Below are 13,831 nucleotides of genomic sequence, written 5' to 3'. Positions count from 1 at the left end.
TGAAGTCATGAAGCGATTTGCAGCGGTTGTAGTTTACGATGGCAGTAACTTTTTCGGATACCAGATTCAACCAAACAAAAGGACAGTTCAAGGGGTTTTTGAAGAAGCCCTTGAGCGAATACATAAAGCAAAAATTCCAACTGATGGTGCAGGTAGAACCGATACGGGCGTACATGCTTACGGTCAGGTAATAGCCTTCACCTCGAACCTTGACCGGCTAACCCCCAAACATATGAAAGATGCTTTAAATGCTAATCTTCCAGATGACATATATGTACGGAGAATTCATGAAGTCCCGTCGAACTTCAGTCCAAGGTTCGCGGCAAAAAAGAGGATTTACCACTATTACATACTGAATACGAAAGAACCGGATCTTTTTCGAAGGAAGTATTTCTGGTGGTTTCCGTATGAGGTAGACTTAAATCGTATGCGTCAGGCGTCAAGATATCTGATCGGTGAACATGATTTTACATCCTTCAGAACCGGTCATGACGACAGAAGCACCATAAGAACAATAACAGGAATAAGGATTTTAAGGCTACAGAAAAACATCATTTTAATAAGAGTTGAAGGTATTTCCTTCCTCAGGAGAATGGTGAGAAATATAGTAGGTCTTTTAATGAGAGTTGGAACTGGTGGAATTGAACCGAAAAAAACAAAAGAAATCCTTGAAGCACGGGACAGATCAAAACTTCCTAGTTCAGCTCCTGCTCATGGCTTGGTGCTTCACAAGGTGATTTTTGATGAGTTTGAAACTTAGACTTGATGAATTGCTTGTAGCAAGAAACTTTTTCTCGAGCCGTTCGAGAGCCAGCGATATAATCAAACAGGGGAAGGTTTCGATTAACGGCAAGATTGTTAAGAAACCCGGGAAAAAAGTGCCTTTAGATATCAAAATAGAAATCAATGACCTCAAAGATTATGTTGGGAGAGGTTATCTGAAACTTGAAAAAGCATTAAAGGTTTTTCAGGTAAATCCTGAAGAGAAGCGCGTGTGTGACATAGGTGCATCAACCGGTGGTTTCACCCAGTTGCTTCTGGAAAAAGGTGCTAAGATTGTGTATGCTGTTGACGTTGGAAAAAACCAACTCCACGCCTCGCTCAGAAACAACCCGAGAGTCAAGATAATGGAAGGTACAGACGTAAGAAACCTATCTGTTGAAATGCTGAATGGTTATGTAGATATGATAACAGCCGACCTATCTTTTATCTCGCTGACAAAAGTGGTTGAGATTTTCGGAAAACTGTTGTGTGAAAAAGGAGAATGTATTGCACTTGTGAAACCTCAGTTTGAAGCGGGACCAGCTTTTGTACAAAAAGGAACAGTAAAAGATCCTGAGATTCATGATAAAATCCTCGAAAGAGTTATCAAAACTTTTGAACATGCTGGTTTTTCTGTTTGTGGGCTTGATTATTCACCAATAGCAGGGAAAAGCGGGAATATAGAGTATCTCCTGTACTGTAAATGGAAAACTAATGATAGTTCATTTGAATTAAATATCGTAAGTGAGGTTGTTTCGGAAGCATTTAACAAAATATTAGATAGATGATGGGTGAATAAAATGAAAAAAAGCCTGGTCTTTATTTTCATCGCTTTCCTTGGAATTTTTACTATCGCTCAGGAAACGCTGGATTTCGTTCCATCCAGTGCAGGATATTTTTTCCTATTGAGGGACACTCGAGGAAATCTAGATATTCTGAAAGAAAACACAAATTTTTTCTATACCTATCTTGCAGATGAAGGAGCCGGTATTGAAAGTCTTATGACCAGCACCATCGAAGGCATTCTCGATTCCGGAGTTTCCGGTGAACAGGTATTTAACCAGGCTCTAAGCGATGAAGTTTTAATAGCTGGCGAAAGCTTCTCTCTGAATTTAGAAGACCTTCTCACCTTCGATCCCTTCTATCTTATAAGCACTTTGAAATCTGACGGAATGATCTTCTATGTCGTCTGGAAGTGCAGCGAACCAGAAGTCCTTCTGGAGGTAATCTCCAAGCTAAGCAATACAAGTAAAATCATACAACCTGGTGAAAAAATAGGGGAACTGAGAAGCAATGGAGGCACACTCTTTTATTCTATAAAGGACGAATACTTGCTTCTTGGGAACAACAGCGAATCACTGAAGAAAGCTTTAGATGCTTATGATGGCAAAGTTGAAAGACTTGTGGATGTCTCAGAAAAAGTTAAAGAACTTCAAGAAAAGAGTACGCAGTACTGGATAACCGGGTACTTCCAGAGCGACAAATTCGACATAAATTTCGGTCTACATTTACCTTTCAAAACAAAAGACACCACTCTTTTTGCAAGACCTGAAGGACACACCCTGACCGCTACGATTTCACAAAGTACCCTTTTTATAAATCCAGAAGATCTCGATAGCCTTAGAAGCTCAATTGATGGAAAAGAAGGACTGGACACTCCGTTTTTTGGAGACTTTATTGTAACCTTTCCACACGACAGCATTAAAACCCTGAGAAGAGAACTTTCCCATTGGTTTGAAATGGATCTTGAATCCTATAGAGAACTCGCAGAACTTATGGGGGACATCGCAATGAAGAGCACCGGCTATGTCAGAGTTTACGGTGATCTTATCACAGAGGAATCTTCCCCGGTTATTAATCTGGAATTCAACATCTCAGAACAACTGGAAAAAGAGAAGGAACGCTTGCTGGAGTGGGGAGCTGAAAGATTCGAAGATAATGAAATCGAAATCTTCAAGCTCGAAAATTTCTTCGAAACACTGTATTTTATATTCCAACCTTCAAAATTGGTGGTTACAACCCTGGATTCCAACGAGTATTTCTCAAGACTAGAAAACGGGAAAGTCCTTACTAAAGATCCACAGTATACCTTTTTAAAACATCTTGGCATGACAGAAGACATAGCTGAGATCTTCGTGAATCTCGGGGAACTCTTTAGCTACATTCTCGGTCTAAATGTTGATTCAGCTATACTCTATCAGGAAACTGTGGATTCTTCTGGAACATTCATACACACGCTGAGAATATATTGAGGTGAATTATGAAAATTTTAGGAAAGCTTTTCGACAAGAACAAAAGAACTTTGAAAAGATACGATTCCATTGTAAAAAAAGTGAATGCTCTGGAAAAAGAAGTCAGGGAATACCCGGCAGAAAAATTTCCTCAGAAGACCCGTGAATTAAAAGAGAGGATAAAAAAGGGAGAACCATTGGATAATCTTTTGCCTGAAGCTTTTGCTCTTGTTCGTGAAAGTGCCAGAAGAACGGTTGGTATGAGGCATTTTGACGTCCAGGTAATGGGCGCCATAGCTCTCCACGAGGGAAAGATAGCCGAAATGAAAACCGGAGAAGGAAAAACCCTGGTAGCAACCATGCCCCTCTATCTGAACGCCTTGACCGGGAAAAACGTTCAACTCGCCACAGTCAACGACTACCTGGCAAGAAGAGATGCGGCGTGGATGGGACCAGTCTATGAATATCTAGGATTAACCGTTGGATACATACAATCATCCATGGATACATCAGATCGAAAAAAAGCCTATCAATCCGATGTAACTTACGGTACTGCCAACGAATTTGGATTCGATTATTTGCGCGATAATCTTGTCTACTCATTAGAACAAAAAGTGCAAAGAGACCACTACTACGTTATCGTTGACGAAGCTGATAGCATCTTGATAGACGAAGCCAGAACACCTCTGATCATTTCGGGACCAGCAGAGGCATCTTCAGAACTATACAGAAAATCCGCCTTCTATGCCAGACGCTTTGTGGAAAATGAAGATTTTATCGTAAATGAAAAAGAAAAAACGGTCAGTCTTACCGATAAAGGAATAGAAAAAGCCGAGAGACTCTTCGGGATTGATAATCTCTACGACCCAAATAATTATACTTACCTTTTCCATCTTTTGAATGCCTTAAAAGCCCGAACTCTTTTTAAAAAAGATGTGGATTACATCGTATCCAACGGGGAAGTCATTATCGTCGACGAATTCACCGGAAGACTTCTTCCAGGAAGACGTTACAGTGAAGGATTGCACCAAGCCATCGAAGCAAAAGAAAATGTCAAGATAAAAGAAGAAAGCATTACTTATGCCACTATCACCTTCCAGAACTACTTCAAGATGTATGAAAAACTCGCGGGGATGACAGGAACGGCTGCTACCGAAGAAGCCGAATTCGTATCAATATACGGTTGTGAGGTAGTGGTTATACCGACAAACAAACCAGTTCTCAGAAAAGACAAAGATGATCTCGTCTTCCGTACTGTAGAAGAAAAATACGCTGCTATTGTTGAGGAAATAGAAAAACGCTATAAGAAAGGCCAACCTGTTCTTGTTGGAACAACTTCTATAGAAAAGAGTGAATATCTGAGCTCTTTGCTTAGAAAAAAAGGCATTCCACATGAAGTCTTAAATGCCAAGCACCACGAAAGAGAAGCAGAAATAGTAGCCAAAGCTGGTGAAAAAGGTACTGTAACCATCGCTACGAATATGGCCGGTAGAGGAACCGATATAAAGCTTGGTGAGGGTGTCAAAGAACTTGGCGGATTATTCGTTCTTGGAACGGAGCGTCATGAAAGTCGAAGAATAGACAACCAGCTCATCGGTCGTTCCGGAAGGCAAGGGGATCCCGGAGAATCGAGGTTCTTCCTATCCCTCGAAGATGACTTGATTCGTCTTTTTGGCGGAGAAAAGCTCAAAGGTATTATGGACACCCTCAAAATAGAAAAAGGTGAACCAATCGAACATCCATTGCTGAGTAGAATAATCAACTCCGCTCAGAAAAAAATCGAAGGTATTCATTTCTCAATACGAAAACGCCTTTACGAGCTAGACTCTGTTGTAGATAAACAAAGGAGTGCTATTTACGCCCACAGGGATTGGCTCCTTAGAGGTGAAGACATCGATAAACATATCCATGAAATCATAGAGGATACGGTTACTCGCAGAACAGAAAATTGGGAAACTGTTCCCGCATATGAAGAGATAAAAACTTCCTTCGGCTTTCTACCTGAACGAATCCTGGAAGGTGTTAAAAGCTGCAAAAAACCTGAAGAGTTAACCAATATACTCATAGAAAACCTGAAAAAAGAGTATGAAGAAAAGAAAAAAGCCTTTGGCGATGAGTTCCCCAATGTGCTGAAATATTTAATGCTTCGCATGATAGATGAACGCTGGAGAAAACACCTGGAAGCAATAGAACATTTGAAGGACTCGGTGGGTTTAAGGGCTTACGGACAAAAGGATCCTGTGATAGAATTCAAAAAAGAATCCTATATATTGTTTGAAGAAATGGTCGATTCGTTGTACGATGACATTGTCAGCGTACTGGTAAGATTGATCAGAATAGATAGCGAAAAAACAAGAGAGAAAGCGCAGAAAGAGCTACAAAAGTTGAATTTCGTTCATAATGAATTTTCTGCCCTCAAAAAAGATGGCGGTAAACGTTCTAAAGAGAAAAAGCACGGTACTCATAGCAGAAGATTCAAAGTAAAACGTTGAAGGATGGTGGGAACCAACAATGTTAAGTTATGAAACAAACGCCAGAATCCAGGAACTGAGAGACAAATTTGAAAATATAAAAACAACCGTTGACGTGGATAAGATAAAAGAAAAGCTTTCCCGGATAGAAAAAGAGCTTTCCGACCCGTCCGTTTGGTCGGACCAGCGGCGTGCAGGAAAACTCGGACAACAGGCTCAAGCTTTAAGAAGTCAGCTCGATTTACTCAATAAAGTCCAGGAACTGTTTGAAAACATAGATATCGCCGTTGAACTCTCAGAAGAAGACGAAAGCTATCTTGAAAACCTCAACGAGCTTCTGAAAGAAGCTGAAGATATGGTAAAAGAGTTCGAACTAAATATCTTATTGAGTAGTCCTTATGATGCTTACAATGCTTATTTGTCAGTTCATCCGGGAGCTGGTGGAACAGAATCTCAGGATTGGGCTTCCATGCTATTAAGAATGTACATACGCTGGGCTGAGCGTAATAATTACAAAGTAACTACTATAGAAGAACAGCCAGGCGAAGAAGCTGGAATAAAGAGTGCCACTATAAATATAGCCGGCCCTTATGCTTATGGAAAATTGAAATATGAAGCGGGAGTTCACAGGCTCGTAAGGATATCACCCTTTGACGCTAACCACAGAAGACACACTTCATTCGCTTCTGTGAGTGTCTTCCCTGAAATGGACGACGATGTGGAGATAGATATCAGACCTGAGGATCTCAAAATCGATACCTATCGTGCTGGTGGAGCCGGCGGGCAACATGTCAATCGAACGGAATCCGCGGTGAGAATTACCCATATTCCAACGGGAATAGTTGTTACCTGTCAAAACGAACGCTCACAGCATCAGAACAAAGCAACCGCAATGAAAATTCTTAAAGCAAAATTGTTTGAGCTGGAATTAGAAAAGAAGCGTCAAGAAAAAATGAAATTGATGGGTGAGCAAAAAGACATCGCGTGGGGCAATCAGATACGGTCCTATGTTTTCCAGCCTTATACCATGGTAAAAGACCACAGAACCAATTACGAAACAGGAGACGTCCAGGCTGTCATGGATGGATACATAGATGATTTCATTGAAAAAGAACTTCTGTTTTTTGCGTCAATTGATGAAGACAAAGAATAGCAAGAATTTTTTCTCAAAATTTGACATTGAAGACATAAAAATGATATCATTTTGATTGAGCGGAGAGGATCACATTGCAAAGACAGTACAATGAGTCTCACCGGAGCGTGATGGTCCAGGAAACGCTCCATTATTTGCGTCCTACCTATAATGGAGTTTATGTGGACGGCACGCTCGGCGAAGGTGGGCATACAAAAGCAATAATTGAAGCAACGTCAGGCAAATGTAAAGTAATAGGTCTTGATATCGATGAAGAGGTTCTAGCAATAGCGGAGCAGAACCTGAAAGAGTTTAAGGAGAACGTAGAGTTGTTCAACGTGTCTTATGTTGATTTCGACTTGGTCCTTGAAAGTTTAGCGGTCGATAAAGTGGATGGATTTCTCCTGGACATCGGGGTTTCGACTTATCAGTTAAAGGCTAAAGGTCGCGGTTTTTCGTACGAGATTGATGAACCTCTGGATATGAGAATGAGTCTATCGGGTTCAGTCACAGCTGCAGATGTCGTTAACAGCTATCCCGAGAAAGAACTCGCAAGGATCATTTTTGAGTATGGTGAAGAAAAACGTTATGCCAGGAGAATTGCGAGGAAGATAGTTGAGCGGAGACCGATTCAAACAACCATTCAGCTTGTGGAAGCCATTAAAGCAGCACTACCTCCACAGGAGCGATTCAGGAGAAAAAGGCATTATGCCACCAGAACCTTTCAAGCTATCAGAATTGAGGTCAACGGCGAACTCAAAGGTTTGAGAACAGCTCTTGAGAAGTTTCCAAACTACCTGAAACCTGGTGGAAGGATCGTTATTATTTCGTTTCATTCGCTCGAAGACAGGACGGTCAAACATTTTTTCCGGGAACAAGATGGTGTCACCTTAAAAATTTTGACCAGGAAACCTGTTGTACCGTCTGTCGAAGAAGTGAGTGAAAATCCTCGCGCAAGGAGTGCGAAACTTAGGGCAGCGGAGCGGATCTGAAGGGAGGAACATCTCGTGCAAAGCATTACAGCGAAGCGGAGAGCGGTAAGGGCCAGTGTTCATGAAAGAACGCTGGAAATCAGTGGTGTCAGGAGTCTTCTGCTGGCACTGGAAGTTTTTGTTATTTTTCTTTCCGTAGCGGTTTCCATCGCATTACCTCTCTATTTCGGTAACGAAGCTGATAAGCTCGGTGAAATCGCATCTATAAAAGAACACAAAACAGTGTTCTTAGAATCTCGTCTGGAAGATATGACGAGAGAAATTGCTTTTCTGGAAACTGTTGCGGGAATGAAAGCGGAAAAGTAAATATCCCCGGTAGCGAGGTGCTGGCAAAATCAACAATCTCGTTAGACGAACTATTATTGTCTTTATAGCGGTTCTGCTGGTAACTCTGATTTTCAGCATCAGAGTTATAAAGTGTGCGTTGCTCTCAAATGCAGATATTCCAACCGTTGTTAAAGTTAATCGTTTGCCTGCATTAAGAGGTTCCATTTATGATGCCAAAGGAAGATTGTTAGCCAGCGATTCTTTGATCTACGAAGCCTGGCTTGACCTTGGTTATTTGAAAGAGACTGCATCTGAAAGAGAAATCTCTGAAGTTCTCTCTTCGCTATCTGAAAATTTTGATATTCCTCCGGAAAAGTTGTCTTCCCTTCTGGATTCTTCGGAGCGATTTTTCCTCGTAGAAAAATCACCAACACTAAAAGAACTTTCGCGCAAATTCAATCAAAGAACCAGAAAATTTATTTCAATAGAGATTTCAACAGAACGCCACTATTTCGGGGAGTTCGGTCTCGACAAAATTATCGGAAAATTAGACAGTGGCAAAAGTCCAATTAATGGAATAGAGAAAAAATATGACCACGTATTGAAAGGAAAGAAAGATGGCTACATACTCAGAACGTTCTATGGATCTGAAAAATTTTCTCCTGTAAACGGAAACGATGTCTTCTTATCAATAGATATAGATGTGCAAAAGCTTGTATATCAGGAACTCAAAGAGGCAGTCAGAAAAAACAAAGCCGATGGCGGCCTTGTTATCCTGATGGAAGCGAAAACTGGAAGGATCATCGCCTACGCTCAGACATATCAATGGGATAGGGGACTCCTCGGGATCTTCGAGCCTGGTTCAACGGTGAAACCTATAATATACGGCCTCGCTTTGAGCACTGAATCTATCACCGAAGAATCAACCTTCTTGTGCGAGGGAAAAATCCAACCAGTAGAAGGATTAGATATAATAATCAGGGATACAGAAGGTGAAAAACACGGTATCGAAACTTTTAAGGATGCCATAAGAAACTCCTGTAACGTCGCAACCGTTCAGGTAGCACAACGCTTGCTTGATAACCTCGGAAAATATGAAATATATAACAAACTTCTGGAGGCAGGTTTTGGAAGACCAACCGGCATCGATCTTCCTGGCGAAACAAAAGGAATTCTTCCCAAACCAAACAAATGGTCACTTATATCACCCTACCAGTTTGCAATAGGACAGGGTATTGCAGTAAACGCTTTTCAACTTATTAGAGCATTGAATGTATATCCTTCGGGTGGGTACCTGTTGGTTCCCTCTTTCGTTAAGGCGCTTGGTGAAGAACACGAGATAGTAAAAATTGAACCAAAGATAGAAAAGTCTCTTTTTCCGCCTTATATAGTCGAAATGATACGCCCTGTTCTGGAATCAGTTGTCGCAAGCGGTACCGGGATAAGGGCACAGGTTGAAGGAATAAAGGTGGCTGGCAAAACTGGAACTGCCCAAAGAGCTACTTCAGAAGGATACAGTTCAACTGAGTTTAATTCGCTTTTCTGGGGATATTTTCCGGCAGATGATCCGAAATATTCTTTGTTAGTACTAATTGAAAACCCTAAAGCTGGTGAGTATTACGGTGGTACCGTAGCAGGTCCTGTGTTTTCCTCAATAGTTAAAAAATTATACTTCCCCGATAACGAAAAGAATAAGATCGTTCCCATATACCCGTGGAAGATGCCGAATCTTTTAGGTTATACTTTACATGATGTAATGGAAATATCCAGGCTCTTTGGCATAAGCAAGGTAGAGGTTCACGGCACGGGAAAAGTTGTTTCACAAATACCAGCCCCCGGAGAAAAATTCATAGATCCTCCATATAAAATGGAGGTCTGGCTTTCAGTAAGGGAGAGTGAATGATAATTGCTGTATTGTCTTAAAGGTAATAGCGAAGTATTGAAAAGGCTATTCATTGAAGAAAAAGCAAAAAAACATGTAGTGCTCTGGCCACAGGACGATGATAAACTCGAAAAATTGAAACGTTTATTCTCTTCAAACTCCCTTTTCGGAGGGATTGAAGCGGTTCGTATAATAGATTTCGATAAATGGAGAAAACCTGAAAAAGAAATGGTTATTGATTTGCTTAAAAGAATCCAGATTAAAAGCGAGGTTTTCCTGGAAACCAATAAAACTTACGATCTTGAATGTAAGACTCTGAATTTTTCCCGTCCTCAACCATGGAAACCGAAGGATTGGCACACCCATATTGACAAAATTGCCCGCAAACTAGGTGTGATGATTGAAAAAAGAGCTATATCAACATTATTCCAAAATAGTGGTCCCGATGAGATGTTGATATATTCAGAGCTTAAAAAGTTAAAATCCCTCGGCAAAACCATCACTCACGAAGATATTCTCAAATACTCTTTTGTATCAAACAGAATAAACCTCGAACTACTCGCAATAAAAACCATTACCGGCCAGCATAATGGATTATTCGAGAAGCTACAAGATTTAGCGGTCAACTTTTCTATTTTTTTAAGCGTTGTTACTGGTATATTGATTGATATAGGCAGATTGAAAGAAGAAACTTCCAGCATACATACTCCTGATTGGAAAGAAATACAATCGATTTCAAAAACCACCGGTATTGCTTTAGGAAGAACCGCGAGGCTTATGGGATTCTCCTTTTCAGGTTCCACTGAAACATCTGTAAACACTCTTAAATATTTCTCTTCCAAAAAGCTCAACAAAGTTCTTATAGAGCTTCAAAAGCTTGATGAGAAACTCAAGACCGGGAATTCGGATCAAAGCTTCGTTTTTTTGGAACTTCTCCACATTTTTCAAACCGGCAATTGACTTCCTGCGACTTAGTGAAACCATCCGGAAGTAGAGAAACTTTCCGATGGCAGTTCTGTGAACTTCCTGTAAAATTCTCATCACTTACGTCCCGGTAATGTTCTTACGATTGACAGCAACGGAAGTCCATTGTAAAATTGGCTTTGGCATATCCTTGAAAGGAGGGGAACTAAGACCTAATGCCGACAATCAATCAATTAATCAGACACGGTAGAAAGAGACTTAAAAAGAAGTCCAAATCCCCAGCTTTGGAGAACAACCCACAGAAGCGTGGGGTGTGTGTTAGGGTCTCTACAATGACCCCGAAAAAACCCAACTCAGCTCTCAGAAAGATCGCAAGGGTAAGACTGTCAAATGGTACTGAGGTTACCGCCTATATTCCGGGTGAGGGACATAACCTTCAGGAACACTCTGTTGTTCTCGTTAGAGGCGGAAGAGTTAAAGACTTACCCGGTGTTAGGTACAAGATCATCAGAGGCGCTCTTGATGCTGAAGGTGTCGCAAACAGAAGACAATCCCGAAGCCGCTATGGAGCGAAGAAGCCAAAGAAATAAGGAGGTAACCGTGATATGAGGAGAAGAAGGGCAGTCAAACGTGAAGTCGCTCCAGACCCAATATACAATGATGTCCTTGTTACCAAGTTAATCAACAGAGTAATGAAAGATGGAAAAAAGAGCAAAGCGGAGAAGATAGTTTATAAGGCTCTTGAAATGCTTTCTGAAAAAACAAAACAACCACCAATGGAAGCATTCAAAAAGGCTATTAACAACGTTAAACCCTTGCTTGAGGTTAGGCCAAGACGTGTCGGTGGTGCTACATACCAGATCCCCTTTGAGGTTCCTGAAGACAGAGCACTTTCTCTTGCCCTTAGATGGATTGTAGCTGCCGCACGTGCAAAGTCTGGGAGGCCAACAAGCGAACGTCTGGCTCTTGAACTGATTGACGCTTACAACGGTACCGGTGTTGCTGTCAAAAAGAGAGAAGACGTTCACAGAATGGCTGAAGCCGGAAAGGCTTACGCTCACTTCAGGTGGTGAGCTTAGTTTTACAGGAGGATAGATCGTGAAGGAGAGGCTAACAAGATTAGACGCAGTTAGAAACATAGGAATAATGGCTCACATTGATGCGGGAAAAACGACCACAACCGAGCGTATTCTGTACTATACCGGGCGAAAGTACAAGTTAGGCAGCGTCGATGAAGGTACCGCTACAATGGATTGGATGGACCAGGAAAAAGAGCGAGGCATTACTATCACATCGGCTGCCACTACCTGTTTCTGGCGCGACCACAGAATAAACATCATTGATACACCCGGGCACGTTGACTTTACCGTCGAGGTTGAACGCTCCCTCAGAGTTCTTGACGGTGCTGTTGCGGTCTTTGACGTCTCAGCAGGCGTTGAACCCCAATCGGAGACTGTATGGCGACAAGCCGACAAGTACGGTGTCCCGAGAATTGCGTTCATGAACAAAATGGACAAAATAGGTGCCAACTTTGAGGCAGCCGTACAAAGCATGATCGACAAACTCAACGCCAATCCTGTTCCTGTACAGCTACCTATCGGTGCTGAATCTGAATTTGCTGGCGTAATTGATCTCGTCCGTATGAAAACGGTCCGCTGGTACAACGAGGATGGTACAGAATACGGGTTTGAAGATATCCCGGAAGAGCTCATTGATAAAGCTGAAGAGGCTCGGGAAGAACTTATTATGCACGTCGCTGAGTTCGATGAAGAACTCATGGAGCTTTATATTCAAGGTGAAGAAATCCCTCCCGAGCGAATAGTAAAAGCGATAAGAAAGGGAACTCTCAACAACAAAATAGTTCCCGTACTCTGTGGGTCTGCATTTAGAAACAAAGGGGTTCAGCCTCTCCTGGATGCGATCGTTGACTATCTTCCATCACCGCTGGATCTCCCGCCTGTCGAAGGCTGGAATCCAGACACAAATGAGAAAGTAGCTATCAACCCCGACGAAAGCGGACCCTTTGTTGGTCTTGCTTTTAAAATCATGGTGGATCCTTTCGTTGGAAAAGTAACCTTTGTTAGAGTTTATTCAGGTTCACTCCAAAAAGGAAGCTACATCTATAATGTCAACAAAGGAAAAAGGGAACGTGTCGCAAGATTACTCTTTATGCATGCTGATCAGCGTGAGGAAGTGGACTATGTTCGAACCGGTGATATTGTTGCTATGGTAGGCCTTAAAAACACCATGACCGGTGAAACCATAGCTTCTGAAGGTTTCAAGGTATTACTTGAAAACATAGAATTCCCCGAGCCGGTTATTTCTCTAGCTGTAGAAGCGATGACAAAAGATGATTTAGCGAAACTTTCTAAAGCATTGCAGGCACTCACAGAAGAAGACCCATCACTAAAGGTAAACATAGATCCTGAAACCAACGAGACGATAATCTCCGGTATGGGTGAATTGCATTTGGAGGTTATCGTTGAAAGAATAAAGAGAGAGTTTGGGGTTCATGTTAGGGTTGGTCACCCGCAGGTTGCGTACCGTGAAACAATACGCAATGAATCAATAGCTGAAGGAAAGTACATCAGGCAATCCGGAGGTAGAGGACAGTACGGACATGTTGTGATTAAAGTCAGTCCGGTTGAATCAGCTAAAGGTCTCGTTTTTGAAGACAAAACAGCCGGTGGTGTAATACCGAAAGAATTCATTCCGGCCATCGAAAGCGGCATAAAAGAAGCTATGCAGTCCGGAGTCCTGGCGGGTTATCCTATGGTAAATATCAAGGCGGAGCTTCTCGATGGTTCATTCCACGAGGTTGATTCATCGGAGATGGCTTTCAAAATAGCCGCTTCTATGGCTTTTAAAGAGGCGGCAAGAAAAGGAGCCCCGGTACTTCTCGAACCTATAATGGAAGTCGAGATCACAACACCGGAAGAGTACACAGGTGACATCGTAGCCGATCTGAATTCCAGAAGGGCGCGTATAGAAGGTTTTGAGACTCGTGCGGGCTTGAGAGTAATAAGAGCACATGTTCCGCTCTCAGAGCTCTTTGGATATGCAACAGTTATAAGGTCACTGTCGCAAGGTAGGGCAAGTTACGTAATCCAGTTCTCGCATTACGCTGAAGTACCGGAAAAAATAGTGAAAAAAATCTTTGGAGAATAAAC

At 41.9% G+C, this 13,831-nt stretch carries 12 protein-coding genes; all 12 read left to right on the top strand.

Annotated features, from left to right (window positions below; translation table 11 throughout):
• Window positions 1-7 precede the first annotated feature (7 nt).
• The 12 genes from truA to fusA all read left to right on the top strand — a co-directional run bounded on the left by truA (window position 8) and on the right by fusA (window position 13,829).
• Window positions 8-760, top strand: coding sequence for a tRNA pseudouridine(38-40) synthase TruA (truA, locus tag KOLE_RS09680; RefSeq protein ID WP_015869240.1), 753 nt, complete (start codon window positions 8-10; stop codon window positions 758-760).
• Window positions 744-1,550 (top strand): TlyA family RNA methyltransferase, encoded by an 807-nt coding sequence (locus tag KOLE_RS09675; RefSeq protein ID WP_015869239.1) that lies wholly within the window; start codon window positions 744-746, stop codon window positions 1,548-1,550. Before truA ends, KOLE_RS09675 begins: the two co-directional genes overlap by 17 nt.
• Before the next feature lie 12 nt (window positions 1,551-1,562).
• A complete protein-coding gene (locus KOLE_RS09670; protein ID WP_015869238.1) occupies window positions 1,563-3,014 on the top strand; it encodes a hypothetical protein in 1,452 nt (483 codons plus the stop codon).
• An 8-nt stretch (window positions 3,015-3,022) separates the two neighbouring features.
• Entirely contained in the window at window positions 3,023-5,485 is a 2,463-nt protein-coding gene (gene secA / locus KOLE_RS09665; protein WP_015869237.1) for a preprotein translocase subunit SecA, read from the top strand.
• A gap of 19 nt (window positions 5,486-5,504) precedes the next feature.
• Window positions 5,505-6,617, top strand: coding sequence for a peptide chain release factor 2 (gene prfB, locus KOLE_RS09660; RefSeq protein WP_015869236.1), 1,113 nt, complete (start codon window positions 5,505-5,507; stop codon window positions 6,615-6,617).
• Between the two features lie 74 nt (window positions 6,618-6,691).
• Window positions 6,692-7,588 carry a 16S rRNA (cytosine(1402)-N(4))-methyltransferase RsmH gene (rsmH, locus tag KOLE_RS09655; RefSeq protein ID WP_015869235.1) on the top strand — a complete coding sequence of 299 codons (897 nt, stop codon included), beginning with the start codon at window positions 6,692-6,694 and terminating at the stop codon, window positions 7,586-7,588.
• 15 nt (window positions 7,589-7,603) lie between these two features.
• Entirely contained in the window at window positions 7,604-7,894 is a 291-nt protein-coding gene (locus KOLE_RS09650; RefSeq protein ID WP_015869234.1) for a hypothetical protein, read from the top strand.
• Window positions 7,895-8,012: 118 nt separating this feature from the next.
• Window positions 8,013-9,758, top strand: a complete 1,746-nt coding sequence (locus KOLE_RS09645; RefSeq protein WP_015869233.1) for a penicillin-binding protein — start codon at window positions 8,013-8,015, stop codon at window positions 9,756-9,758.
• A 3-nt stretch (window positions 9,759-9,761) separates the two neighbouring features.
• Complete coding sequence (locus tag KOLE_RS09640) at window positions 9,762-10,697, top strand: DNA polymerase III subunit delta (RefSeq protein ID WP_015869232.1); 936 nt, start codon at window positions 9,762-9,764, stop codon at window positions 10,695-10,697.
• Between the two features lie 179 nt (window positions 10,698-10,876).
• The gene (gene rpsL / locus KOLE_RS09635) at window positions 10,877-11,251 is read left to right on the top strand and encodes a 30S ribosomal protein S12 (protein ID WP_015869231.1); all 375 of its coding nucleotides are present in this window, start codon (window positions 10,877-10,879) and stop codon (window positions 11,249-11,251) included.
• A gap of 15 nt (window positions 11,252-11,266) precedes the next feature.
• Window positions 11,267-11,734 (top strand): 30S ribosomal protein S7, encoded by a 468-nt coding sequence (gene rpsG / locus KOLE_RS09630; protein ID WP_015869230.1) that lies wholly within the window; start codon window positions 11,267-11,269, stop codon window positions 11,732-11,734.
• Window positions 11,735-11,759: 25 nt separating this feature from the next.
• Window positions 11,760-13,829 carry an elongation factor G gene (gene fusA / locus KOLE_RS09625; protein ID WP_015869229.1) on the top strand — a complete coding sequence of 690 codons (2,070 nt, stop codon included), beginning with the start codon at window positions 11,760-11,762 and terminating at the stop codon, window positions 13,827-13,829.
• Window positions 13,830-13,831 lie beyond the last annotated feature (2 nt).

The sequence above is a fragment of the Kosmotoga olearia TBF 19.5.1 genome (assembly GCF_000023325.1).
GTDB lineage: Bacteria > Thermotogota > Thermotogae > Petrotogales > Kosmotogaceae > Kosmotoga > Kosmotoga olearia.
This window is presented reverse-complemented; position numbering and strand designations above follow the sequence as displayed.

Coding starts and splice junctions, on each gene's coding strand:
- truA (WP_015869240.1), top strand. CDS start 8: ATGAAGCGATTTGCAGCGGTTGTAGTTTACGATGGCAGTAACTTTTTC.
- KOLE_RS09675 (WP_015869239.1), top strand. CDS start 744: ATGAGTTTGAAACTTAGACTTGATGAATTGCTTGTAGCAAGAAACTTT.
- KOLE_RS09670 (WP_015869238.1), top strand. CDS start 1,563: ATGAAAAAAAGCCTGGTCTTTATTTTCATCGCTTTCCTTGGAATTTTT.
- secA (WP_015869237.1), top strand. CDS start 3,023: ATGAAAATTTTAGGAAAGCTTTTCGACAAGAACAAAAGAACTTTGAAA.
- prfB (WP_015869236.1), top strand. CDS start 5,505: ATGTTAAGTTATGAAACAAACGCCAGAATCCAGGAACTGAGAGACAAA.
- rpsL (WP_015869231.1), top strand. CDS start 10,877: ATGCCGACAATCAATCAATTAATCAGACACGGTAGAAAGAGACTTAAA.
- rpsG (WP_015869230.1), top strand. CDS start 11,267: ATGAGGAGAAGAAGGGCAGTCAAACGTGAAGTCGCTCCAGACCCAATA.